The following is a 24,659-nucleotide window of genomic DNA, read 5'->3' on the forward strand; positions in this document are numbered from 1 at the left end:
AAGACAAAGCTAGCATATTTCAACAGAAGAATAAAGAAGATTTTATCAACAAATTATATCTAAACCTTATTCTATTGATGATAAAAAATGGAATTATAAATATGTATTTGCAACATATTTATTTATTTCTAAAACTGATAAAGATCATGTAAAAAAAAGTTACGGAAACCATTGCAAAAATTTACATTTGCAGCAAACAAACACACAAAAACAAGAGTACTAAAATGAACGCAATTAAGTCGATTAAGGAAACGAATTTTTTGAAGCAACGGCGCTACGAAGCAGTTCTGTTTCTTCTAACATTTTTCGGAATTTTCGGGTATATGGGTCACACCATGGGCGTATCCAACATGCTGAACACTATAATGAACACAGCATGGGATCTTTTAATGAATACGGTATTCTATATTATGGGAATTACCGTTCTTTCGGGAGCTTTAGGAAAACTTTTAATTGAATTTGGAGTCGTTCGTCTGCTCGAAAAAATTCTTGCTCCTTTAATGAAACCCCTGTTTAATTTACCAGGTGTAGGTGCACTTGCGGGAGTGTTAACTTTCTTATCGGATAATCCTGCTATTATTAGCCTTGCAAACGATAAAAATTTTAGCAAATACTTTAAAAACTATCAGCTGGTTTCCCTAACCAATTTCGGAACTGCTTTTGGCATGGGTTTAATCGTAATCACCTTTATGTCTACTTTAAGAATTCCGGGAAGCGAAGAAAATTTATTTATTCCTGCATTAATTGGACTTGTGGGTGCTTTATTCGGTGCTATTGTATCAACTCGATTAATGCAACGATTAATTAAAGGTCATATTCCTGTGCGCGAAAACAAGAATTATGAAGGAGCTACTGAAAAAATCAGTTTTAAATCGGAAGGTAGTGTATTTCTACGATTTTTAAACTCAATTTTAGATGGAGGAAAATCGGGTGTTGATTTAGGACTTGCAATTATTCCCGGAGTTTTAATTATATCAACCATGGTAATGATGCTGACTTTTGGTCCGAAAGATGCCGTTGCAGGATATCAGGGATTAGCATACGAAGGAGTGCCAATTTTACCAGAGCTGGCTGGATATGTTTGGTGGTTTTTTGAAGGTTTATTCGGTTTTAAACATCCCGAATTAATTGCTTTTCCTGTCACATCGCTAGGAGCTGTAGGTGCTGCCTTATCACTTGTAAAAGCTTTTCTTGCCAAAGGTATTATCGATGGAAATGTTATTGCAGTTTTCACAGCAATGGGAATGTGCTGGAGTGGTTATTTAAGCACACACACAGCAATGCTTGACACATTAAACTATCGCGAATTAACATCCAAAGCTCTTCTTTCTCATACCATTGGAGGAATAATGGCTGGTACATTTGCACATTATCTATACTTACTCTTAAGTATATTTATTTAAAAATACTTCACACCAATTACTTTAGGGCCATTTCTTTATGAATGGCTCTTTTTTCTACCTCACATTTTAAACCCAAACCTGCAAATAAAATTATATTTCCAGATACCTGACAGAAACATAAAAAAAGGAAATCAAATTCCTCTGATCTCCTTTCTCGCCTCCTATCTTTTTCAAATTATTCCATAGTTACTACCGTAATTCCAGAGCCACCCATCTGAAGTTTTTCATCCCTGAAATTTCTTACCAAATCAACAGTTTGAAGATAATCCCGAATTAACTGTCGCAAAATACCATGGCCAGTACCATGTAAGATTCTAAATTCACGAACCTCAAGCATTATTGCTTCATCTACATGATCCATTACAATTTGTAAAGCTTCATCTCCTCTCATCCCTCTAACATCAATATCCTGACGAAAACTAAGTTTTCGTTTCGATATACGTTCCTGCACCAATGCCGAAGTTTGATTGTAGGTTTTTTCCTCTTTTTTTAATTGCGATTTAGAAACCTTTGACAAACGAGTTGCTTTTACAGAAGTTAAAATACTTCCAAACGCAACTACTGCAGTTTTATTATTGATTTCGATTACCTCTCCCACCGAAGTTTGGTTATCGAGTTTTACCATGTCACCTTTCTCAATAATATCAGGATTAAATTGCTTATTAAGTTTTACGATAGATTTGTTAAGATTCGATTTTTCTGTTATTTCTGTTTGCTTAGTGCCTTTATTTTTTCGCTTTTCGCGATTCTTCAACTTCTGAATCTTACGATTAATTCGATCTTCCTCCTCCAATTCGGTTTGAGTAAGCTCTACTTTCGTTTCTTCAAACGCTTTTCTTACTTTTTTGGTTTTCTCTTTTTCGGCTTTGCTTTCCTTAATTTCGCGAATGGTTTTTTCTATCGTTTTATTAGCATTTTGAAGCAAATCTTTTGCCTCTTGCTGAGCCTTTTCGATAATATCCTTTCGCAGTTTACTGGCATCTTTTAACTCCTTATCATACTGTTCTACCAGCTGATTTAATTTCTTTTCGTTTCGTCGAATTTTATCTCTTTTGCTCTCCCAGTAACGCTTATCCCGGACAATATCACGCAAATGCTTATCGAAATTAATATGATCTTCACCTACTTTATCGGTAGCCGATTTCAAAATTTCTTCGGGTAATCCAATTTTTCTTGCTATTTCGAAGGCAAAAGAAGAACCAGGTTTTCCGACCTGCAACTGAAACAATGGGCGCATTTGATGCGCGTCGTAAAGCATTGCTCCATTTTCGATACCATCTGCCTCTGAAGCAAAGTGTTTTAAGCCTGAATAGTGCGTTGTAATTACACCACGAACTTGCTTTCTATTCAGTTTATCAAGTATTGATTCGGCGATTGCCCCTCCTAAAGCTGGTTCAGTTCCGGTTCCAAATTCATCAATCAGCACCAAGGTATTCGTATCAGAATTACGAAGGAAATGCTTCATATTCATCAGATGAGAACTATAGGTACTCAAATCGTTTTCGATGGATTGCTCATCACCAATATCAATGAAAATTTTATCGTATATTCCAATTTTAGATTCCTCTTCTAAAGAAACAAGGAAACCACACTGAAACATATACTGCAGTAAACCAACTGTTTGCAAACAAACCGATTTACCACCTGCATTGGGACCCGAAATTAAAATGATCCTCTGATTATCGTCAATCTCAAGATTTAGAGGAACAACTTTTCGGCCTTCATTATTTAAAGTAAGGTATAAAAGCGGATGCACAGCTTTTTCCCATAATAATGTTGGTGTTTTTACCATTTTTGGCAAAAGAGCATTCACCTTAATGGCAAACATTGCCTTTGCACGGATAAAATCCATATTTGCCAAAAACTCATAAGCCAAAAATAAATCGTTAATATACGGACGAAGCTGAGCTGTAAATTCCTGTAGAATTTTTATTATTTCTCTGCGTTCGGCATATTCAAGTTCGCGAATTTCGTTGTTTGTTTCTACAATTTCGGCAGGTTCTATATAACTTGTTTTTCCGGTTGCCGATTCGTCGTGAACAATTCCTTTTATTTTTCTTTTGTAAGCCGATGGAATCGGAATCACAATTCTGCCATCACGAATAGAAAGTGACATATCTTTGTCGACCCATCCTTCTTTCTGTGCAGCTCTCATCATCGATTGCATTCGCTTAGAGATAGAAGATTGTTTCTGAATTAACGAACTGCGAATATGCTGTAATTCGGAAGATGCATTATCCTTAATTCTACCATTCTTCGTGATAATACCATTAATTCTGTCAAAAATGTAAGGATACATTCTCACATTACCTGTTAATTTTTGAAGATATGGATATTCGTCTTGTTCCTTCTTTTGAAAAAAACGAAGTATGGCCGAAATTGATTCTAAAGATCGCTTTAAATTGTACAATTCTTCCAGTTCCAGATAAGTTCCGTCAATTCTAATTTTCTCTAAACTTCCTCTTACATCAATAAAATAACCAATTGGGAAAGCCTCCTCTTCCTGACAGATGGTTTTAAATTCGTTGGTTTCATTGACCAAACGCTTTACTGTGTGGTAAGAATTCGAAAAACGAATTTCATCGACCAAATCTCGCCCAAGCGAACTTAGGCATTGTTTTTTAACTAGTTCTCTAACTTTATCGAACCTAAGTTTTGTTTCAAAATTTTCCGGATATATCACGTGCTAACTTTCAATCTTTGTTAATTCTCTGCAAAATTAACAAAACTGACGGATAGGCAAAAAGAAAAGGAATAGCACACCAATACTATTCCTTTACTATTCTAAAGTTTAATTAACTTCTTTTACCTGACAATTCTTTTCCCAATACTGCTTTGCAGTATCGGATCCTAACTCCATAGCAGATTTCCAATCGGAACAAGCATCTTCAATTTTCCCTGATTGAAATAAACTAATTCCCCTATTTATATACGCTTGAGTATATTCCGGCTTTAGCTGTAAAGCATAAGAATAGTCTACGACAGCAGAAGAAAATCTATTCTTTTTAAGTAATATTGTAGCCCTGTTAAAATAATAATGAGGAACTAAATAAAAATCAGAGCCATTTATTTTACTATAAGCTATTGCTCTACTGTATTCCATTATTGCTCTATTCAAGTCTCCTTGCATTCTATAAACCTCTCCTACATAATAGCAAATCTCATCATCTTGCTGGAATAATTGCTTTGCTTTTTGTAAGAACATCATTGCAGAATCTCTAAATTCTTCTTTTTCTGTTGCCAATGTATAAAGATACAAGTATGGCTTTCTCAATGTTGAATCCAAAGAAATAGCTTTTACCATCAATGGAATAGCAGCATCATAATTTTGCTTTTGAATATTTCTTATGGCACTATCAGCCATATCAATAGCCATATTCCTCTCTTCGCCTGTAATTGTTTTTTGTTGGCTAATAGCTGATGAATACATAAATATTAATAGAAAAGATAGTAGTACTTTTAGTTTCATTAATTATTTTTATATGTATAATACTATTAATATATCCCAAAATATTATTTATTCTCAATATGAATAAAATAGAAAGTTTGTACAATTAGACAAACTTTCCATTACTAATATTTAATGACTAGCAGCTTATTTCTTATTTTTCACATACGTTTCCAGCCACTTATCCTGCTCCCAAAGCATGTGCATAATATTTTCTTTAGATCGGTAAGAGTGACTCTCTTTGGGTAACATTACCAAACGAACTGTTGCTCCTAATCCTTTTAAAGCATTAAAATATCGCTCACTTTGCATAGGATAGGTTCCTGAATTATTATCGGCCTCGCCATGCACCAAAAGAAGTGCGCTCTTCATTTTTTCGGCATGCATAAATGGTGACATATTGTAGTAAACCTCAGGTGCTTCCCAATAGTTTCTTTCCTCACTCTGAAAGCCAAAGGGAGTTAAAGTTCTGTTGTAAGCCCCACTGCGCGCAATACCAGCTGCAAATAAATCAGAATGAGTTAATAAATTAGCAACCATAAATGCGCCATAGCTGTGTCCTCCGCAAGCAACTCTTTTTCTATCAATATAACCTAATGCATCAACCGCATCGATAGCTGCTTTGGCATTTGCAACCAATTGTGTACGGAACGAATCATTTGGCTGTTCATCTCCTTCTCCAACAATTGGGAAAGCTGCGTCATCTAGAACAGCATATCCACGAGTTAACCAAAAAAGTGGTGATGCCCAATACAAATAAGTAAATTCATTGGCATTAGCAGTTGTTTGTCCGGCACTTGCCTTGTCTTTGTATTCAGTAGGATATGCCCATAAAATCATAGGCACTTTCTCTTTCTTCTCCATATCATATCCCACAGGTAAATATAAAGTCCCTGAAAGCTCTACTCCGTCTTCTCTCTCATAAGTAATCACCTCTTTATGAACTCCCTCGATACTTTTAAAAGGATTTTCGAAAGAAGTTAACTGCTGCAATTTATTTCCTTTCAGTTTTCTAAAAAAGTAGTTTGGATACTCCTTACTCGACTCAATACGAACCAATAACTCCTTTTTCTTCACATCAAACTCCCTTAAATCTTCCAATTTATCGGTATATTCCGATTGATACAGACGCTGCGTCTTTTGTGTTTTCAGGTTTAGTTTATCCAAAAATGGAAACTGCCCTTCTTTTGAGAATCCTTCGCCTAATAAAAACACATTATCGCCTTCGAGTGCTAAAGTGTATTTTCCAAATTTGTTTCTGGCAGTAACAAACTCTCCCGGATCACTATATTTATCCTGATAATTTCGGTCGTAAAGCTTAACTGGAGCTTGCGATGCATCAGAAGGATTAAAAGCATAAGTTTTAGTGTTTCTGGTATTCCACCAGTAATCATAGGCAAGTGCTATTTTTTCATTTCCCCAGTCAATTCCCGCAAAACGATTTATAGTTTTCAAAATACTTTTTCCGTCTCCCTTAAAAGGAGCTTCCAATTGAAAAACCTCGTCTCTATAATCTACTTTATTGGCAGGATCTCCTTCATCTAAAGCTTCAGCATAGATTAAAGAAGCAGGCACATCACCTCTCCAGCTTACATTTCTTCTACCTTTGCGAACAGCCATAAACCCCTGAGGCAGATCCTCGATTAATGGAACTGATAATACATTCTCTACCTTATTTGCATTTTTAGTATAAATGGTAGTTGTTGATGGAAAACGACTATAAGGGACCAAATAAGAAAATGGTTTTTCAACTACACTTATCATTACATAATTACCGTCGGGAGAAAAATTAATGCTCTTATACATAGCTGCAGGCAACCACTTTTCTTTCGATCCATCTAAATTAACTTTATACAAATCGGATAGTGCTAATTGTTCAAAATTAAATTCATCATTTTTGTTTTTTAGCAAATCCTGATAAGTTCTGTTTTGGGCCTTTTTACCTGCATTTTCGGATATTGTAGGTCCTGTTGGAACTGATTTTTTTGTGTTTATTAATTCTTTCCTAGTCTCAGCAACAAACTTCACCAAAACCGATTGTCCATCTTTAAACCAGTTAATTACATCTTTAAGATTAGCATTAACTTTACCTTCGGTAATTTTTTTTGCTGTTGCTGTTTCAATATCTAAAATCCATACTGCAACACCTTCTCCAGTAGTATTTGTCATTGCCAACTTCGACTGATCGGGTGAAAATACAAAATTTGTGAGCCTTGGATTAACTGGTAAACCCTTCACCTGAATTGCTAAATCAGATTTCGATTTCAGCTTTCTTAATTTTATATTATTATAATACCTTGTTCTGCTTCCAATATTGGTTTTAGGATCAATACGCAAGCCTCCCAAACGCATTTCTTCCTGCGAAAGTTCTTCAATTGTTTTATAGGCATTACTATACATCAACACCATATTTTCCTTATTATTATCCAAAATTACAGATGGAGCTCTCTCAACATCGGCCAGATCTAATATTGATTTTGGAGGCTTTTGAAAATCAATGTTATTTTGAGCACTGACATTTACTGCTAACAATATCAGCAATACATAAATTAACTTTTTCATTTTTTGTTGTTTTTGGTATAGACAATATTCTAAAGAATGATTTATTTCTTACAATAAATTTCTGATTAAAAATTATTGAATCAATTAAATTTAAAGAATATACTTCTTACAACAGTATTTTTTCGATAAAATTATGATCATGGCTGTTCAACAGCTCGAATTGTAATTTTATCGTATTTAAAAATAAACCCTTATATTAGATGACTTTCAACAAAAATATATTACAAAATACCAATTAACCCCTTATTTATGCACAGCATTATTGACTATTTAACCCAAATTGAAGGATATCTGGGCGGAAGCCAATGGTTCCCTGTTATTTTAATCGGAACAGGTTTATTTTTCACTATCTATCTTAAGTTTCCACAATTTCGATTTTTTAAACATGCCTTAAAGGTCGTTGCCGGCAAGTACGATAAACCCGGCGAAAAGGGAGATGCTTCGCATTTTCAAGCGCTAACAACAGCTCTTTCGGGTACGGTTGGAACAGGAAATATTGCTGGTGTAGCTCTTGCTATTTATTTAGGAGGACCGGCTGCATTATTTTGGATGTTAGTGACTGCCTTTTTGGGAATGACAACCAAATTTGTTGAGGTAACCCTTTCGCATAAATACCGCGAAACAGACGAGAAAGGATTTATATCCGGTGGACCAATGTATTACATGAAAAATAAGCTAAACATGAAATGGCTGGCTGGTTTTTTTGCCGCTATGACCATTTTTTCTTCCTTTGGAACAGGTAGTTTACCTCAAATTAACTCCATTACCAATTCGCTATTCTCCACTTTTGGATTTAATAAAATGCTTGTAGGCGGAATCTTAACTATTCTGTTAGCATTCGTTATTTTAGGAGGTATCAAACGAATTGCAAAAGTAACTGAAAAACTAGTTCCTACTATGGCTATCATTTATTTTATAGGTGCTTTATCAGTTATTTTTTACAATTACGAAAATATTATTCCTTCATTTATTTCTATTTTCACTAATGTATTTTCGGGAACTGCCGCTGTAGGAGGATTTTTAGGCGCCGGTTTTTCTTATGCTTTAACTAAAGGTGTAAATCGTGGACTATTTAGTAACGAAGCAGGACAAGGATCTGCTCCAATTGCCCATGCTGCAGCAAGAACCGAAGAACCTGTATCGGAAGGTATGGTTGCTATTCTCGAGCCATTTATCGACACAATTGTAATTTGTACTATAACTGGATTAGTTATTCTCTCATCAGGAGTATGGACCGAGAAGCTACCAAATCATTTCCAATCGACCGACATGACTATAATGGCTGACCAATATGACGATACAAATGAAGAAGATCGTACCAAACTATTTCAATATTTAGGACATCAATCGGAATTACCTGTTTTTTCAGGAGATTTAATTGTAGAAAAAGGAGTTATTCAAAATAAGCTTAGTATTATTAATGCCCGATCGGTAGCCGAAAATGTTTTGGTATACACCACAGAAGATCAACTGTTCTCTGGAAATGTAAGCATTGAGAATGGAAAATCTTTATTTGAGAATGAAGTCTATTTTAAAGGAAATTCATTAGTTCACTCTGCGCCATTAACTGCCGAAGCTTTTACAAGAAGTTTGCTTGGTGACTGGGGACGGTGGATTGTATCTATCGGTTTGTTATTATTTGCTTTTTCTACCGCAATTGCCTGGGCGTATTACGGTGGACGATCGGTAACCTTTCTGTTTGGTGCAAAAGGAGTTCTTCCCTACCGAATTATATATTGCGTAGGTTTTTTTATTGCTTCCTTTGCCGATACTACTCTTATCTGGACAATTTCGGGAATTACCATTGTATTAATGGCTCTGCCAAATTTAGCAGGAATATTAATGTTGCATAAGGATATGAAATCAACTTTAAATACTTATTGGGATAAGTTTAAGAAAGAACATCCTGAAGAGGCTTAAAAATAGAATTAGAAAAGGAGTGTAAAGTCACTCCTTTTTTTATTCTATAATAATATCGTAATGTTGCAGTAAACCAGCCAGTCCCTGAGTTGAGAACTTTGCTTTTTTAATTTTATTTGATTCGGGATGAATGGAGTAATTTATTGCTGAACGTAAATCGGCTTTTTCCAAATTGGTAAATTCAAAAACTGCCCCACTTAAATCGCAATCTTCAAAAACAGATTTACTTAAATCTGCTTCAGTAAAATCAACTTCAGTTAGTTTACAATTTTCAAAGATTATTGCTTTTAGTTTTAACTGATAAAAAGAACTTAAGTTTAACATGCAATTCGCAAAATTAAACGATAACAACAAGTAATTACAATCCTGAAAAGCAATTCCCAGCATTTTGCACGATGTAAATCGGATATCTCTAAAAGCAGTATTATTAACTTTTACATTACTTAAGTCGCAGTCCTCAAATTCACATTCCATAAAAACAAGATTTGATAAATCTGAGTTGGCAAACGAGCAATTCACAAATCTACAATTGTCATACTCAGCCTTTGATAATTCATTCGTCGAAAAATCATAGTTTTCAAAGATTTGCTCTTCTATGTATTTCATATTTAAATATTATCTAAATAAATCTCCCCAACACTATAGGTAACTGCATTACCCGATATATTTACTCGTTCACCGATATCTTTACAAAACAGCACCCCTTTTCGCGCCGATAACTGATAAGCCAGCATCTCACTTTTATTTAATCTCCTGCTCCAAAAAGGAATGAGGCTACAATGTGCCGATCCGGTAACGGGATCTTCGAAAACACTAGCACCAGGTGTAAAAAATCGGGACACAAAATCAGCACTCTTCCCTTTGGCAGTACACACAATTCCTCCTTGTCCTAAATCTATCTCTTCCAACTTATTTTTATCGGGACTTAATGCTAAAATATCGTCCTCACTCTCATAAACCAATACATAATCGCGGGCTTTGTAAATTTCCTTTGGCTGTATATTTAAGCTGGCAGAAATTATGGAAGGCAATTTTGATTTTACAGGCATTCTTGCAGGAAAATCGAGAACGTAATTATCTTCTGAACAAACAACAAACAATTCGCCACTTAGCGAAGCAAAACGAATTACATTTCCTTTATAATTTAAATGTTTTTTAATTACATGAGCGGCAGCTAAAGTTGCATGTCCACATAAATCCATTTCAATTTCAGGCGTAAACCATCGAATGTGAAATTTATCACCAACGGGAATAAAAAACACTGTTTCTGCCAGATTATTTTCTTTGGTAATATCAATTAAAACGGGGTCTGCCAACCATTCATTTAAAGGAATTACACAAGCAGGATTGCCACCAAATAATGTATTGGTAAATGCATCAACATGATATTTCTTCAATTTCATAGCTTCGATTATTTTTTTACTCTGCAATAAGATGATTTCATGTAGACTTTATCTATTTTTCCATCTTTTAGACTACCAATTTGATAATTATAATGGTTTTTATCTACATAAAACCAGGTTTCACGTAGAAATTCACCATTATACTCATATTCGTAATTAAGATTTTTATCTTCAAAAAAGCATGTCCCAGAAGTAATTCCTCCATAAATATCAAACTCCCAAAACTGTAATACAGAATCTTTAACATTATAGGATCTTATCCCTTCGTTTCTTAAGCCATACTCATTTGTTTCAGAATTAATAGTACCATAAGTTTTTACTTTTATGATTTTCTGATTTAGTCCCCAGTAATAATCAACCTCCTGTTTAAAACTCTTGCCATTTGCCCAATTCCCTTCTGTCAACCAAATTCCTTCAGTAAAATCAGCAAAACCACTTAAGGACAAAAGCTTCTGCGCTTTCAGAAAAACGGGCAAAATCACTAATAAAGAAAGTAATATACAGAACTTTTTCATGAGTATACTTTTAGTTTATCGATTTAAAATTTTTTCAATTTCAGGAGCTTTAAACAACTCCGATTTTATTACTTTCCCATCTTCACGATACAATGGTTTACCATTTTCATCAAGCTTACTCATATTACTTTTGTGGACTTCCGAAAAAATCTCAGGATATTTATCCTGTAAACCAAATTCCAAAACGGTTCCCATTAGCACATAATGAATATCGGCCAAAGCATCGGCAACCTCGGTTAAGTTTCCAGATTCCCATGCCGCTTTTAATTCGTCTACTTCTTCCTGTATAATATTTTGTCTTAACTCACACCTCTTGGTACTCGGAATTATTGGGCTTTCCTCTACATTCACGCTAAATGCTTCGTGAAACTGCTTTACTTTTTCTAAGGCTGTCATTCTATTATTTCTAATATCATTAAATTAATGATCTAAATATCACTAATTCTTTTCAAACTATAAAGTACTGAACAAAAAAAGACTTCCTTTTAGGAAGCCTTAAAATATTATTATTCTATTCAATTATCGTAAAGTAATTGCAAAAGTTAAAAACAATCTTTCTGTTGCCGGATTAACAGTTATCCCACCACGAACAGGTAAAGAAAAATGATCAGTCAATTTAATATGATCGTACATACACATATTCACATTCACAACATTAAACTTATCATCGTACATGCCTTTGTAGGGAGAAAAACCTAAAGCCCAGGAAAATTTTTTACCGGCTATTAGATTAGAGTAGCCCAGTTCAAAATAGCTTGAATATTGCTGATCTCCACTATCATCTTTATCCATTTCACCATAGAATAGTACAGATGCCATTACTGATACTGGAAACTTTGCGCAACCTTTATACTTTGCTGTTGCATCAAATAAATGCACACTATTTTCACTATCGAAATCAAAGAATTTAGAGTTTTCAAAATTTTGTCTCGGACAATAAAAATCGTACAAACAAAACTGAAATAAAGGAGTATTGTATTGCACATACAAATCTACTTCCTGATAACTATCATCGGTGGCATAGGCACCCCAGACACCAACAGTAAATTCACCAGTTTGCAATTCGAGCGTAGGTTCAATTGTAGGGGCTGTTCCACTATTGAAACCTCTCCACAGATGCTTACTCACAAAATCGATACTGCGATTTAGCCTGGTTTTAGATGGAAGGTTTTCTGCATAAAGTTCCATGCAAAGAAATACCAAGCCGATTAAAGGAATTAGTTTTTTTAGGTTCATCCGTTAGCTTATTTAAAGTGTTGTTGTTTGTTTTAAGAAAGTACCATTAAACGGACAGGTGGTGTGATCCTGAATTAACTCCGAAGCATAAGTACTCTCTCAAAATTTCGCAGCAAAAATAAAAGAAAAGGAATCCCTAAATCATGACAAATGCGGTTTTTTGAAAATATTTTACAACACAAAAAAAGAGGTTAACCCGAAGGTAACCTCTTTAGAAATATATTTTTTATATCTTATAAAACCTCGTAATAATCGGGCATTACAAACCAAAGGATAACATATACCAATAATCCTGGAAATCCAGCACTAAATATTGATAGCAGCACATATAAAACTCTTACAAGTGTTATATCCAGATTGAAATATTCAGCCAATCCTGCACAAACACCTGCAATCATTTTTTCAGATGATCGCTTTAATTTTTTTGCCATGATATAAAACTAACTAATCGTCGAATTCTTCGTCGTAAAGGTCTTCCTGATTTTCTAACTCATCATTATAGAATGTTTCTGCTTCATCCATTATATCTTCAATTAAATTCTGATCTTCCGGAGTTTTATCCATCCAATAAATTGTTTGATTGGAATTAAAATCTTCAACATCACATTCAATAATACATTTCGGACTACGAGTATGAACAATAAAAATAGTATCCGGTAACTCTTGCGAATTGTCTGCTAATAAAAACTTTGGGAGCATAATATTTAATTATTTATTAAGTTGTAAAGATATGAAGAGAATGAGTTCCAAACAACAAAAAAGACGTTAACAATTTATAATTTCTTAATTATATTATTATTGTTTACTTCCAGTTAACACTTTAACTGGAAAAAATAGTAGCTTTTGACATCTCTTTTAAGCTAGTTCGAAATTATTGTTATTCTTTTATTATTATTTACAGTTTATTGTAATAATTAAGTTGGTTTATTAGCACTCAATATTTCAATTTTCCTATTTATTTCCTTTGTCAAAGCAACGCTTTTAAATCGACTATCGTCTTTATTTCAATTAATAAGCCATAAGTAATTTATACAGTTTTTTTATTAGGCTGTAACTTGTTTGCTGTTTATGGCGTCCTATATACTAACACGAATATTCACTAAAATTTTATTTAGATATGAAAATTTCATTCAAAAAACTTTCTCTAAGTTTTATAACATTAAGCCTATTATTTTCCTTATCTGCGAAAGCACAATTTTGGGGAGAAAGAGGTAATGGTAATGTTCAAAAACAAAAAAGAGAAATTAATTCATTCTCTAAAATATCGTCCAGCAGTGGCATCGATGTTTATATTGTTCAGGGAGATAGCGAATCGGTAACTGTTGAGGCCGATGAAAATTTATTGGAATATATTGTTACCGATGTAAAAGGTGACGAACTAATTATTAAAACAAAAGAGAGCATTCGCCGTGCAAAAAAAATGGATGTTTATGTTACTCTTGTTAATGTAAACGAAATAAATGTATCGAGTGGATCTGATCTGGAATCGAGAAGTTTAATAAAGGTTGAAAATCTTGATATTACCGTAAGTAGTGGCGCCGATGCAAAATTAGAATTACAAGGCGAAAACATAACATGTGCTGTAAGTTCGGGAGCCGATGCTGTTCTTGCGGGCAAAACGAATTCCTTTTATGGTAAAGCAAGCAGCGGAAGCAATTTGAGAGCCCGAGAACTAAAAGCCAAAGTATGCAAGGCTAAAGCTTCAAGCGGTGGAGATGTAAGTGTTTATGCTGCAGAATCAATTGAAGCAAATGCCAGTTCGGGCGGAGATGTAAACTACTATGGGAATCCTACAAAAGTAAATGTTAGCAACTCAAGCGGTGGAGATGTTAATCGACGATAATTAATAAAACAATAGAGGCGCAAAATTTTGCGCCTCTTATTTTATTCTATTTCTTTCTTTTTGCCTCAACCTCTTTCATATATTCATCTAAACCTTCAAAAGGCTTGTAGTCCTGAGGAATTCCTAATTTTGCAGATGGATCATTTGCTGATAAATCAACTTTTTTTCCACACTCGGGGCAACTTACTGTATGATGATTGGTAATCTCTAAAATCTTTACAATCATCTCCTTTTTACAAGTTGGGCATTCTATGATTACATCCTGATCGTTAAAATCCATATTTCATTATTTTATAACACACAAAAGTACTGTAATTTTTCAGGGGACTAAAATACTTAAACAGACTTAAATTGAAAGATAAAATGTCTTTAAAATTTAAGTAATTCTAAGTTTAAGTCTATACCAATTTTAATTGCTTATTTATTACCAATACCCCCCTGTATTTTAAGAAAGTAACCAGCACTATTGATTTATGATTTCATTTACAAAGCAAAAAGCCTTCATAAACTTGTGATTTGATACTGCCATGGGCAGGAAACTTTCACAAACTTGTGATTTGATGCTGCCATGGAGCAGGAAGCTTTCACAGACTTGTGAATTGATGCTGCCATGGAGCAGGAAACTTTCACAGACTTGTGAATTGACACTGCCATACGCAGAAGATTTTCACAACTATATGTAGTGATTAAACATTACAAATCACACAAAATTCCTACTAAAAGACTTTCAACTTATCACTTTATACTTTATACTTTATTTATTACTGCTCACAATCTTTCATCGAAAGCTGAATACGTTTTCTCGCCACATCCACTTCAGTAACTTTTACATTTACATGCTGATGCAATTGAACCACATCGGCAGGATTAGATACAAACCTATTGGCCAATTGAGAAATATGCACCAATCCATCCTGCTTCACTCCCACATCAACAAAAGCACCAAAATTAGTAATATTAGTAACTATACCCGGCATTTCCATACCCACTTCCAATTGTTCCACCTTGTAAATTCCTTCTTTAAACTGGAAAACCTTAATTGCAGTTCTAGGATCACGACCTGGTTTTTCCAACTCATCAATAATATCTTTTAAAGTTGGTAACCCCACTTCATTACTCACATAATTATTTAAATCTATTTGCTTTCGCAGATTATCATCAGCAATTAAATCAGCCACCGAGCATTTTAAATCTTTGGCCATTTGTTTTACAATACCATACGATTCGGGATGTACTGCCGAGTTATCCAAAGGATTTTCAGAATTTGGAATTCTTAGAAAACCAGCACATTGCTCAAAAGCTTTTGCACCCATTCGTTTCACTTTCTTAATTTCCTTTCGAGATGGGAAAGCACCATTTTCAGATCGATAATCAACAATATTTTGTGCCAATTGTGGACCTAATCCCGACACATAAGTTAATAAATGTTTACTTGCCGTATTTAAATTTACACCAACCTTGTTCACACATGATTCAACTACCTGATCCAGACTCTGCTTTAATAAATTCTGGTCCACATCGTGCTGATATTGACCAACCCCAATGGATTTTGCATCGATCTTAACCAGTTCGGCCAGGGGATCCATTAATCTTCGACCAATGGAAACTGCACCACGAACGGTAACATCGTACTCCGGAAATTCGTCGCGAGCTACCTTCGATGCTGAATAAATAGAAGCACCTGCTTCACTCACCACAAAAACCTGAACTTTTCGGTCGTAATGCAGATTGGTTACAAATCGCTCGGTTTCGCGACTTGCAGTTCCATTTCCAATAGCAATGGCTTGTATATTGTAAGTTTCCACCATATTTGTCAGTTTTTTTGCTGCCATTTTTCCCTGATTCTTGGGTGGATGTGGATATATGGTTTCATTATGAAGGAGATTTCCCTGTGCATCTAAACACACAATTTTACAACCGGTTCGGTAACCAGGATCAACTGCTAACACCCTTTTTTGTCCTAATGGCGATGCAAGTAATAACTGTCGTAAATTTTCCGAGAAAACACGAATGGCTTCCTTATCTGCTGCCTCTTTCGAAGATTTTGAAAACTCGGTCTCTATAGAAGAGCTTAACAATCTTTTATAGGCATCTTTTACTGCCATTTCAACTTGTGCCGAAGCATCGGTATTTCCTTTTATAAAAATACGGGCCAAGCGATCCAAAACATCTTCCTCATTAGGGGCAATTTCCAATCTTAAAATTCCTTCTGCCTCTCCTCTTCTTAATGCTAAAACACGGTGCGAAACACATCTTTTTAGCGGTTCTTCCGATTGAAAATAATCCTTAAACTTCTCTCCTTCTGCCTCTTTTCCTTTAATCACTTTTGAGCGAATAATTGCCTGACGCTGAAAAATTCCACGAACCGAATTACGAGCCACCTCGTTCTCGTTTACCCATTCGGCAATAATATCGCGTGCCCCCTGCAAAGCTTCATCTTCATTGGCAACCTCATCGCTCACAAATTGGGCAGCTCGGGTTTCCACATCACGCTCCACTTGTTTCATAAGAATTTTAGCCAATGGCTCTAATCCTTTTTCACGAGCTTTTACTGCTCTTGTTTTGCGCTTTTGTTTGTATGGCAAATACAAATCTTCCAGCTGATTTAGTTCTGTGCATGCTTCAATTCTCGCTCTTAGTTCATCAGTTAGTTTTTCCTGCTTGTCAATGGCTTCCAGAATACTTTCTCGCCGTTTATCCAACTCGGTTAAACGTGCCAATTCTTCTTTTACATTTGCAATCTGAACCTCATCTAAACTTCCTGTCATCTCTTTTCGATAACGGGCTATAAAAGGCAAAGTAGCTCCTTCGCTAAGCAATTGCACTGTATTTTCTACCTGAAAAGCCTGCAGTTGCAAGCTTTTCGTGATTTGTGCTATATATTTTTTCATGTTTATTTTAGATATGATAGTTTAGCATTCCGACTAAAATTCAGATTACCAATATTTCAATATTGAGATTACTAATGGAATCAATCCTATTAATTGGGAATCTCACTTGAAGTGAGAACCCCAAGTTTTATCAATTATTATTCTTAAGGTATCGTTTAAATTCCTGAGTAGATCTCTCAACACAATCTTCAAGCGATAGACCATTAAAGTAATTTCCGGTAAGATAAATATTATCCTTTTCTGCAAGCTGTTTTATCTTTTCAATTCTGGTTCTGTGTCCTAATTCCAATACTGGCAATTGATGCTTAGCCTCTTTAGTATCACCAATAACATCAGGTTTTACACCTAATAATTCAGACATGAACTGTTCCTGATCATTTTGAGATTTATGATCTTCTTCGAAATGAAATGAAAAACCTCGCGATTCATGATGTGATATCACATCACGAGTAACCATTGCCAAACAAGCTCCCTGCAAAGGAATAACAAACGAAACAGGATCGAATGTGACTTGCTCTTTAGACAGCACAACAGTTCTTGAAGTAATATTTTTTGTCTGATATTCTTTTAAATAAGTCGATAGATTTGGACTCACACTGCTAAGTATTTCACCTGCAACAGAAGGAGCAGCAGCAAATGCAATATCTTTTGTTCGATATTCATTCCCGTCTTCGGTTTTTACAAAAAACTCATCTGATTTTTGAACACTCGTTACTCTTTGTCCATAATAAAGTGTAAGGTTTTCCGATTGAGTCAAAGCTTGCATAAAACTTTGCATTCCTTGTTTCAACACAAAACTTTTCGGATGTTCCTTGCTCTTGGTTTTTCTCTTTTTTAGAAAGAATTCGGCAGAAAAATTATCGGCTTTCTGCACAATAACGGCACTGAACATTCTATTAAAAACTTTCTCGTAATTCTTCTTTCCTACAATTTTCCCAAAATATTCTTTAACAGTTTTGCCATCGCGTTTCGAGAAAAAAAGATTAGGTCCGGAACATAACAATTCAAACTTATTTACTTTCGACATGATTTTCTCATGCTTGTCGGTAAACACTTTCATGCCTACTTTCTCGCGAGCAACAATATCTTTTTCCAAGCCTAATTGTTGAATCAGGTGAATCAAATTGGTATAAGTGGCATAAAAAGTATGAGCTCCCATTTCTACCCAGAAATCATTCTTGTCATGATAATGAGTGTTCAGGCAACCACCTATTCGGTTTTCGGCTTCCAAAACAAGAACTTTTTTACCCGATTGGGCAACTTGGTAGGCAAGGCTTAATCCGCTTATGCCTGCGCCCACAACAATCATGTCGTAAGATTCAGCTTGGGTCATACTTGTTTAGTTTAGGCTTCTTATTTTTTTATATTGGATCTTCTCTTTTTGAAGAACTTTCTTTTTCCTTTGGGTTTTGATTTTGAGTAAGTTTTTGGTTTGTACTCAGGAGCTTCACCCAATTCAGCAGGAACTGGAATTTTATAGACTTCCGATTCAATCAAATCTTCAATCTTCTTAAAATCGTTTTGATCTTTCTGAGTAATAAATGTTAAAGCAACACCTTCCGACTCTGCTCTTGCAGTTCTACCTACTCTATGTACATAGTCTTCAGCATCATTCGGGACATCAAAGTTAATTACCAAATCAATAGAATCAATATCAATTCCCCTGGCAATAATATCTGTTGCCACAAGTATCTGATGTTTTCTGTTTTTAAATTCGCGCAATACCTCTTCTCTATCTTTTTGGTCCAAATCGGATTGTATTCCTGCAGCTTTAAACTTTTGCTTTTTTAGATCTTTGGTTATCGCCTTTACATTTACTTTAGTAGATGAAAAAATGATAACACTCTTTAGATCTTTTCCCTTTAAAAGATTCGAAATTAAAGGAATTTTCTGTTCCGGATACAGCATATACGCAGCTTGCAGAACTCCTTCTGCGGGTTTCGAAATTGCAATATTTATGCTTTCAGGCTCATCCAGAATTTCTTCTGCCAGCTCTCTAATTTTTGGAGGCATTGTTGCTGAAAACATTAAGTTTTGGCGTTCTTTGGGCAAATGGCTCACAATTTGCATCAAGTCCTCAAAAAATCCCATGTCAAGCATACGATCGGCCTCATCTAAAATCAAGTGTTTTAGCTTGCTGGTATCTACATATCCTAAATTTAAATGCGAAATCATTCTTCCTGGAGTAGCAATTACCACATCGGCACCTTCCATCAAGCCTTTTTTCTGTTGATCCCAAACTGATGAATCGCCACCTCCGTATACCGAAAGCGATGTAATGGAAACGAAGTATCCAAAACCTTCCATCTGCTGATCTATTTGCATAGCTAATTCTCGTGTTGGCACAAGTATTAACGTACTAAATCCATCAATTTTATTTTTTTGAATTTTGTCCATTATGGGCAATAAATAAGCGGCAGTTTTTCCGGTTCCTGTTTGAGCACAAACGATCATATCTTTATCTTCTATGATCTTAGGAATGGATAATTCCTGAACTGGCGATGGTGTTTCAAAGCCCATAGCTTCTAAACCATCCATTACTTCAGGAGAAAAATCAAATTCAGAAAATTTCAACTAGTTTCGATTTAAATATTAATATTAGAGATACAAATCCCTCTATTTTAGTAAAACTGAAAGGTACAAAAAAAGTACCTATTCAACATACAATACTAATCCCTTAAGATATTCTCCTTCGGGATGAAATATATTTACCGGATGATCGGCCGGTTGAGTTAACTGATGAAGAATACGTACAGTTCTACCTGCATTGGCTGCAGCTACAAAAACTGTTTTTCGAAAATCTTCTTTACTTACTGCTTGCGAACATGAAAAAGTAAACAAAATACCTCCTGGTTTAATCTGCTGAAACCCTTTAAAGTTTAATCTCTTATAACCTTTTAAAGCATTATCCAAAACTTTTTTATGTTTTGCAAATGCTGGTGGATCCAGAACTATTAAATCATATTTCTGCGAGGATTCATCCATAAATTTGAATGCATCTTCGGCGTAAGCTTCGTGGCGTTTATCTCCTGGAAAATTTAATTCCACATTTTCGTTTGTTATGCTTATTGCACGTGCCGAACTATCAACGGAGTGCACTAATTTAGCACCACCACGCATTGCATAAAAAGAAAATCCACCTGTATAACAAAACATATTTAAAACCGAACGGCCTTTTGAATAATGTTCCAGTAAACTTCTATTTTCTCTTTGATCGATAAAAAATCCTGTTTTTTGACCTTTTAACCAATCTACATTGAATTTTAAACCATTCTCTACAGCTATGAACGATTCTGTTTCTCCAAACAAATATCCATTTTTAGGTTCGATACCCGATTTAAAAGGAATGGTGCCTTCCGATTTGTCGAAAACAGCTTTTAAGTCGTTGCCTAGTATTTTTTGTAATGCTTCGGTAATTTCTTCTCTATGCAAATACATTCCTACAGAATGACACTGCATAACAGCAGTTCCTGCATAAAAATCAATAATTAATCCGGGTAATCCATCCCCCTCTCCATGAACAAGTCTGAATACATTATTGTCCTTATTACCATATAGGTCAATTGCTTTTCGCAATTTACAAGCCGAACTAATTTTCTCTATCCAAAAATCTAGGTCAATTTCTCTCTCTTCAAATGACAAAATTCTAACCACTATCGATCCAATAGAGATGTGCCCCACCGCTAAAAACACTCCTTGTGCATCGTAAACTGCAACCAGATCGCCTTCCTGCATTCCTTCATCAACTCTACTTACGGCACCTGAAAAAATCCAAGGGTGAAAACGTTTAATGGAATGTTCCTTCCCTTTTTTTAGGTGTACTTTAGGATAATTTATCATTTAATAATCTGTTTTATACTGATATTTAGGAATTACAAAGAAGATTTAATTCCCATTGGTTGATTATTCCAACTTTTATAAAGTGAACTGCAATTTTGCTTTTACTCTTCGATTTTTGAAGCTTTAAGCTTTTCAAAAATCTTTAAAGAAACCCAGGCATCGGTTGCTGCATATCTTAATTGTCCGGGACTTAATTCGGCCGCTTCCCAATTTGATACCTGCTGGCGTTTAGAAATTCTAAAATCCAATACTATGGCCGATAATTTTTTCAGAGAGAAACTCTCAATTCCAAAATTAGACACATAATCCTGCAACTCAAGAAATCCATTGGCATCAAAATCTGTAAGCTTTTGTAAGCCTCTGATATCGTCTTTAATTGCTGCACCAACTTTCATGATATTAGGATCGTTTAAAAGTTCGGTTAACTGCGAAGGCAGACCTATTTTATTGATTCTAAAAAGAAAAGTTTTCGAATTTGCTGCCAATTGAAGTAATGCAACATCGTTAACTTTACCTTTTTTAAAAGACGGTCGGGTTTCTGTATCGAAACCCAATATATCATACTCTTTTAGGTATTTTACGGCATCGTTGATATCCTCATATTGATCGACCAATATAATTTCACCCTCGAAAGCCTTTAATGGCATTTTATTCGCTTCTTCGCTTGTAATTGATTTTTGAAATGGCAACATCTAATACTCTTTTTCTTGAAACATCTGTCAATCCTTCTTAACTACTCATTCTCTTCTCCCCATTCTCTCTGACGCTGAGAAAAAATTGATCCACTTAAATCTATATTCTCGTGAATTGAAGAAGAAATATTATCATCATCTTTTAAACTTTCTTTATCAGCAATAAGCTTATGAATAGGCCTTAGGGTATTCACTAATTTTTGCCCCCAAAGCTGATAAAAATTATTGTTTAAATCCCAAAGTGAATCATTCATCACTTCAAGAGTTCCAATTTTATATGATGTTATAAAATCTTTTAAATCCTGATAAATATCGGCAAAATTTTCTGAAATAGAAGAAATTAAAGGAGTATCGCTATATTCCATCTCATCTTCGAACACTTCCAGAAACTCATCGTGAGCCCCCATTCTTGTTTTTACCGATGAATGTATATACTCCCAATCAGCTTCGGTTACAAATTTCTCGACCTCTTCTTCTAACTCCAATTCATTCTTTGGCAACATACTTGCCTTTAAATACAACAGGGGTAATAATTTTTGAGCTGTTTCTACGAACTCCAGCTTATCTGTTTTAGCCGAATTTTCGAGTAACAAACAAAATTCGTTAGCAACAGTTACAAACTCAATAACATTTTTAGAATATACTATGTGTTCAAAATTATCTTCCATCTTTATATTTTCCTATAATATCATTAAAATTTTGAAGTAATGTGATTAGCAATACAACGAAATATTAAATTGTTTAATTAAAAATAAAGTAGCTTTTAAAATATGCTAACTAAGACCTTTAATTGGTAGAACATTGCAAAAATAGAAAGATTTTATGAATATAGGGCAGCACTTATCGATTTAGCTAGAATGGGCAAATAATCCTCCTCCTATTTCCGTCTTAGTTTATCCAAATTATTTGATTTCCGTCTTTACTTTTAATTACTTCATTATCCTTTAAAATTCTGATAACTTCTAAAATTCGAGTTTCTGAATACGACAAAGCTTTTACCAAATCATCGACCGCTAAACTTTCCTGTTTCAGTAAAGTACGAATTTCATCGGCAATTGATTCATACTCTTGATTACTTAATCCTTTATCCTCTTTTTCCTTACATATGTCGCACTTACCACACACCGGGGCTTTTTTCTGACCAAAATATTCCAAAAGAAATTTCGATCTGCAAATATTCTTACTTTCAGCATAATGAATTACTGCTTGTATTTTAGATTCCATATTTTCTTTTCGCTTATCGTAAACTTCCTTGCCAAGTTTAATAAAGTTTACTGGCAATCGTTCTTGTGTAAGAATAAGAAAAGGAGTTTTTTTTCTAGGAATGTACTTTATGATTTTATATCGGGATAATTCTTTAAGATACTGAATAATCGATTCTTTTTTAATTTTTGATCTGCTAGACAGCAAATCAATATTAACAGGTACATAATCAGCAAACAAACCTGTATAAGAACGCAATAATAACTTTATAAATGCATCATAATCTTTATTTGCTAGCTGAAATTTATACAAATCATCTCTCTGTATTGCAAAAATAATCCTTGTTTCATGTTCTAAATCATCAGTTAATTCTAAATAACCAGCTCGTTGTAATATTTTTAAAGCATTAAAAGCTTGCAATACATTAAACTTAAAATTTTTACAGAACAAACCTAAATCGAAATCAAAAACTGCATCTTTCCCAGCTCCTTCGGCCACCTGCAAAAAATTACCCAAAGCCTGATAAACACGAATTATAAACTCCTTTTCCGGGAAATTTGTTTTTATTCGTTTTAGTAACTGAACACGATCCGGATTAGAATATAATAAAACTGCAAAGGCCTTTTTGCCATCTCTTCCGGCTCTTCCTGCTTCCTGAAAATAGGCTTCTATGGTATCCGGCAAATCCATATGAACAACGGTTCTAACATCAGGTTTATCGATCCCCATTCCAAAAGCATTGGTAGCCACCATAACCTGAACAGCACCTTTTTTCCAACGCTCCTGTCTAAAATCTTTCACATCATTTTTTAAACCGGCATGATAAAACTCTGCTTTTATTCTATGTGTTTTCAAAAACTCTGTTAGCTCCTTACATTTTTTTCTACTTCGCACATACACAACCGAGCTCCCCTTTTGCTTTGTAAGTATTTTTAGCAAATATCTATTTTTATCCTCGGTTTCCCTTACCAGATAAATTAGATTCTCTCTCTCGAAACTTTTTCGAAACACATTCTTTTGCGGAAAATTTAATCGCTCTTGAATATCATTTACAACATCAAGTGTTGCTGTGGCTGTTAAGGCTAAAACCGGAACTGCAGGTAACAATTCTCTTAATTCTACAATTTTCAAATAAGAAGGACGAAAATCGTAGCCCCATTGCGAAATACAATGTGATTCATCAACAGCTATAAGGCAAACATTCATCTGCACCACTTTTTGTCGAAACAATTGTGATCCAATACGCTCGGGTGATATATATAGGAATTTAACATTCCCAAATAAGCATTTATCAAGAATAATCTGAATTTCATGTTTAGACAAACCAGAATACAACAACTCTGCTTTTATTCCTTTCTCTCTTAGATTTTGAACCTGATCTTTCATTAATGCAACCAAAGGCGATACAACAATACAAATTCCGTCGGTTGCCATTACCGGAACCTGAAAAGTAAGAGATTTCCCTCCTCCTGTAGGCATTAAACCTAAACTATCCTTTCCTTCCGAAACTGATTTTATAATTTCATCTTGTAAAGGTCGAAAGCCTGTAAACCCCCAATATTTTTCCAGAACCTTATTGAATTGATCCATTCTTTTAGCTAACAGTGTTTTGATAATTTTAATTATCTGATTTTACGAAAATCAGATTAAAAATAGTAACTTTTAAATTGAATATCTTAATTAACAATTTTTAGATTTTTAAT

21 protein-coding genes are annotated in these 24,659 nt (G+C 34.6%); 3 read left to right on the plus strand and 18 right to left on the minus strand.

Annotated features, from left to right (window positions below; translation table 11 throughout):
• Window positions 1-224: 224 nt before the first annotated feature.
• Complete coding sequence (locus tag ACT3CE_RS00880) at window positions 225-1,403, plus strand: CD0519/CD1768 family membrane protein (RefSeq protein WP_444707879.1); 1,179 nt, start codon at window positions 225-227, stop codon at window positions 1,401-1,403.
• A 175-nt stretch (window positions 1,404-1,578) separates the two neighbouring features.
• Here ACT3CE_RS00880 and ACT3CE_RS00885 read toward each other — a convergent pair whose 3' ends face one another.
• The 3 genes from ACT3CE_RS00885 to ACT3CE_RS00895 form a co-directional block, all read right to left on the minus strand.
• On the minus strand, window positions 1,579-4,086 hold the full coding sequence (locus tag ACT3CE_RS00885; protein WP_444707880.1) for an endonuclease MutS2: 2,508 nt from the start codon (window positions 4,084-4,086) through the stop codon (window positions 1,579-1,581).
• Between the two features lie 108 nt (window positions 4,087-4,194).
• On the minus strand, window positions 4,195-4,872 hold the full coding sequence (locus tag ACT3CE_RS00890; protein ID WP_444707881.1) for a tetratricopeptide repeat protein: 678 nt from the start codon (window positions 4,870-4,872) through the stop codon (window positions 4,195-4,197).
• Between the two features lie 126 nt (window positions 4,873-4,998).
• Window positions 4,999-7,413 carry an alpha/beta hydrolase family protein gene (locus ACT3CE_RS00895; RefSeq protein WP_444707882.1) on the minus strand — a complete coding sequence of 805 codons (2,415 nt, stop codon included), beginning with the start codon at window positions 7,411-7,413 and terminating at the stop codon, window positions 4,999-5,001.
• A 249-nt stretch (window positions 7,414-7,662) separates the two neighbouring features.
• Between ACT3CE_RS00895 and ACT3CE_RS00900 the strand changes: the two genes are divergently transcribed.
• A complete protein-coding gene (locus tag ACT3CE_RS00900; protein WP_444707883.1) occupies window positions 7,663-9,333 on the plus strand; it encodes an alanine/glycine:cation symporter family protein in 1,671 nt (556 codons plus the stop codon).
• Window positions 9,334-9,372: 39 nt separating this feature from the next.
• Here ACT3CE_RS00900 and ACT3CE_RS00905 read toward each other — a convergent pair whose 3' ends face one another.
• The 7 genes from ACT3CE_RS00905 to ACT3CE_RS00935 form a co-directional block, all read right to left on the minus strand.
• Complete coding sequence (locus ACT3CE_RS00905) at window positions 9,373-9,939, minus strand: pentapeptide repeat-containing protein (protein WP_444707884.1); 567 nt, start codon at window positions 9,937-9,939, stop codon at window positions 9,373-9,375.
• A gap of 2 nt (window positions 9,940-9,941) precedes the next feature.
• Complete coding sequence (locus ACT3CE_RS00910) at window positions 9,942-10,736, minus strand: PhzF family phenazine biosynthesis protein (RefSeq protein ID WP_444707885.1); 795 nt, start codon at window positions 10,734-10,736, stop codon at window positions 9,942-9,944.
• 8 nt (window positions 10,737-10,744) lie between these two features.
• Window positions 10,745-11,251, minus strand: a complete 507-nt coding sequence (locus ACT3CE_RS00915) for a hypothetical protein (protein ID WP_444707886.1) — start codon at window positions 11,249-11,251, stop codon at window positions 10,745-10,747.
• 15 nt (window positions 11,252-11,266) lie between these two features.
• Window positions 11,267-11,647 carry a hypothetical protein gene (locus tag ACT3CE_RS00920; protein ID WP_444707887.1) on the minus strand — a complete coding sequence of 127 codons (381 nt, stop codon included), beginning with the start codon at window positions 11,645-11,647 and terminating at the stop codon, window positions 11,267-11,269.
• Between the two features lie 123 nt (window positions 11,648-11,770).
• Window positions 11,771-12,487, minus strand: a complete 717-nt coding sequence (locus ACT3CE_RS00925; protein ID WP_444707888.1) for a hypothetical protein — start codon at window positions 12,485-12,487, stop codon at window positions 11,771-11,773.
• Window positions 12,488-12,720: 233 nt separating this feature from the next.
• Window positions 12,721-12,918 carry a PspC domain-containing protein gene (locus ACT3CE_RS00930; protein ID WP_444707889.1) on the minus strand — a complete coding sequence of 66 codons (198 nt, stop codon included), beginning with the start codon at window positions 12,916-12,918 and terminating at the stop codon, window positions 12,721-12,723.
• A gap of 13 nt (window positions 12,919-12,931) precedes the next feature.
• The gene (locus tag ACT3CE_RS00935; RefSeq protein WP_444707890.1) at window positions 12,932-13,186 is read right to left on the minus strand and encodes a hypothetical protein; all 255 of its coding nucleotides are present in this window, start codon (window positions 13,184-13,186) and stop codon (window positions 12,932-12,934) included.
• Window positions 13,187-13,604: 418 nt separating this feature from the next.
• On the opposite strand from ACT3CE_RS00935, the gene ACT3CE_RS00940 reads away from it, so the two are divergent.
• Complete coding sequence (locus ACT3CE_RS00940; protein WP_444707891.1) at window positions 13,605-14,330, plus strand: head GIN domain-containing protein; 726 nt, start codon at window positions 13,605-13,607, stop codon at window positions 14,328-14,330.
• A gap of 46 nt (window positions 14,331-14,376) precedes the next feature.
• On the opposite strand, the gene ACT3CE_RS00945 is transcribed toward ACT3CE_RS00940, so the two are convergent.
• The 8 genes from ACT3CE_RS00945 to ACT3CE_RS00980 form a co-directional block, all read right to left on the minus strand.
• Window positions 14,377-14,610, minus strand: a complete 234-nt coding sequence (locus ACT3CE_RS00945; RefSeq protein WP_444707892.1) for a hypothetical protein — start codon at window positions 14,608-14,610, stop codon at window positions 14,377-14,379.
• Between the two features lie 481 nt (window positions 14,611-15,091).
• Window positions 15,092-17,221: a Tex family protein gene (locus tag ACT3CE_RS00950; RefSeq protein ID WP_444707893.1), complete on the minus strand. Its 2,130-nt coding sequence runs from the start codon at window positions 17,219-17,221 to the stop codon at window positions 15,092-15,094.
• A 130-nt stretch (window positions 17,222-17,351) separates the two neighbouring features.
• Complete coding sequence (locus ACT3CE_RS00955) at window positions 17,352-18,554, minus strand: protoporphyrinogen/coproporphyrinogen oxidase (RefSeq protein WP_444707894.1); 1,203 nt, start codon at window positions 18,552-18,554, stop codon at window positions 17,352-17,354.
• A 20-nt stretch (window positions 18,555-18,574) separates the two neighbouring features.
• Window positions 18,575-19,795 (minus strand): DEAD/DEAH box helicase, encoded by a 1,221-nt coding sequence (locus ACT3CE_RS00960; protein WP_444707895.1) that lies wholly within the window; start codon window positions 19,793-19,795, stop codon window positions 18,575-18,577.
• 78 nt (window positions 19,796-19,873) lie between these two features.
• Window positions 19,874-21,061 carry a class I SAM-dependent rRNA methyltransferase gene (locus tag ACT3CE_RS00965; RefSeq protein WP_444707896.1) on the minus strand — a complete coding sequence of 396 codons (1,188 nt, stop codon included), beginning with the start codon at window positions 21,059-21,061 and terminating at the stop codon, window positions 19,874-19,876.
• 101 nt (window positions 21,062-21,162) lie between these two features.
• A complete protein-coding gene (locus ACT3CE_RS00970) occupies window positions 21,163-21,753 on the minus strand; it encodes a 3'-5' exonuclease (RefSeq protein WP_444707897.1) in 591 nt (196 codons plus the stop codon).
• Window positions 21,754-21,794: 41 nt separating this feature from the next.
• Window positions 21,795-22,421, minus strand: a complete 627-nt coding sequence (locus tag ACT3CE_RS00975) for a DUF5063 domain-containing protein (RefSeq protein ID WP_444707898.1) — start codon at window positions 22,419-22,421, stop codon at window positions 21,795-21,797.
• Window positions 22,422-22,641: 220 nt separating this feature from the next.
• A complete protein-coding gene (locus ACT3CE_RS00980) occupies window positions 22,642-24,546 on the minus strand; it encodes a RecQ family ATP-dependent DNA helicase (protein ID WP_444707899.1) in 1,905 nt (634 codons plus the stop codon).
• Window positions 24,547-24,659: the final 113 nt, after the last annotated feature.

It is taken from the genome of Marinifilum sp. RC60d5, assembly GCF_052400665.1.
GTDB lineage: Bacteria > Bacteroidota > Bacteroidia > Bacteroidales > Marinifilaceae > JBQTGK01.

Bases quoted from the DNA above. Each gene is read 5' to 3' on its own strand.
- ACT3CE_RS00895 (WP_444707882.1), bottom strand. From the start codon at position 7,413: ATGAAAAAGTTAATTTATGTATTGCTGATATTGTTAGCAGTAAATGTC.
- ACT3CE_RS00925 (WP_444707888.1), bottom strand. From the start codon at position 12,487: ATGAACCTAAAAAAACTAATTCCTTTAATCGGCTTGGTATTTCTTTGC.
- ACT3CE_RS00970 (WP_444707897.1), bottom strand. From the start codon at position 21,753: ATGTTGCCATTTCAAAAATCAATTACAAGCGAAGAAGCGAATAAAATG.
- ACT3CE_RS00930 (WP_444707889.1), bottom strand. From the start codon at position 12,918: ATGGCAAAAAAATTAAAGCGATCATCTGAAAAAATGATTGCAGGTGTT.
- ACT3CE_RS00980 (WP_444707899.1), bottom strand. From the start codon at position 24,546: ATGGATCAATTCAATAAGGTTCTGGAAAAATATTGGGGGTTTACAGGC.
- ACT3CE_RS00910 (WP_444707885.1), bottom strand. From the start codon at position 10,736: ATGAAATTGAAGAAATATCATGTTGATGCATTTACCAATACATTATTT.
- ACT3CE_RS00900 (WP_444707883.1), top strand. From the start codon at position 7,663: ATGCACAGCATTATTGACTATTTAACCCAAATTGAAGGATATCTGGGC.
- ACT3CE_RS00975 (WP_444707898.1), bottom strand. From the start codon at position 22,421: ATGGAAGATAATTTTGAACACATAGTATATTCTAAAAATGTTATTGAG.
- ACT3CE_RS00920 (WP_444707887.1), bottom strand. From the start codon at position 11,647: ATGACAGCCTTAGAAAAAGTAAAGCAGTTTCACGAAGCATTTAGCGTG.
- ACT3CE_RS00965 (WP_444707896.1), bottom strand. From the start codon at position 21,061: ATGATAAATTATCCTAAAGTACACCTAAAAAAAGGGAAGGAACATTCC.
- ACT3CE_RS00890 (WP_444707881.1), bottom strand. From the start codon at position 4,872: ATGAAACTAAAAGTACTACTATCTTTTCTATTAATATTTATGTATTCA.
- ACT3CE_RS00905 (WP_444707884.1), bottom strand. From the start codon at position 9,939: ATGAAATACATAGAAGAGCAAATCTTTGAAAACTATGATTTTTCGACG.
- ACT3CE_RS00880 (WP_444707879.1), top strand. From the start codon at position 225: ATGAACGCAATTAAGTCGATTAAGGAAACGAATTTTTTGAAGCAACGG.
- ACT3CE_RS00945 (WP_444707892.1), bottom strand. From the start codon at position 14,610: ATGGATTTTAACGATCAGGATGTAATCATAGAATGCCCAACTTGTAAA.
- ACT3CE_RS00950 (WP_444707893.1), bottom strand. From the start codon at position 17,221: ATGAAAAAATATATAGCACAAATCACGAAAAGCTTGCAACTGCAGGCT.
- ACT3CE_RS00935 (WP_444707890.1), bottom strand. From the start codon at position 13,186: ATGCTCCCAAAGTTTTTATTAGCAGACAATTCGCAAGAGTTACCGGAT.
- ACT3CE_RS00940 (WP_444707891.1), top strand. From the start codon at position 13,605: ATGAAAATTTCATTCAAAAAACTTTCTCTAAGTTTTATAACATTAAGC.
- ACT3CE_RS00955 (WP_444707894.1), bottom strand. From the start codon at position 18,554: ATGACCCAAGCTGAATCTTACGACATGATTGTTGTGGGCGCAGGCATA.
- ACT3CE_RS00915 (WP_444707886.1), bottom strand. From the start codon at position 11,251: ATGAAAAAGTTCTGTATATTACTTTCTTTATTAGTGATTTTGCCCGTT.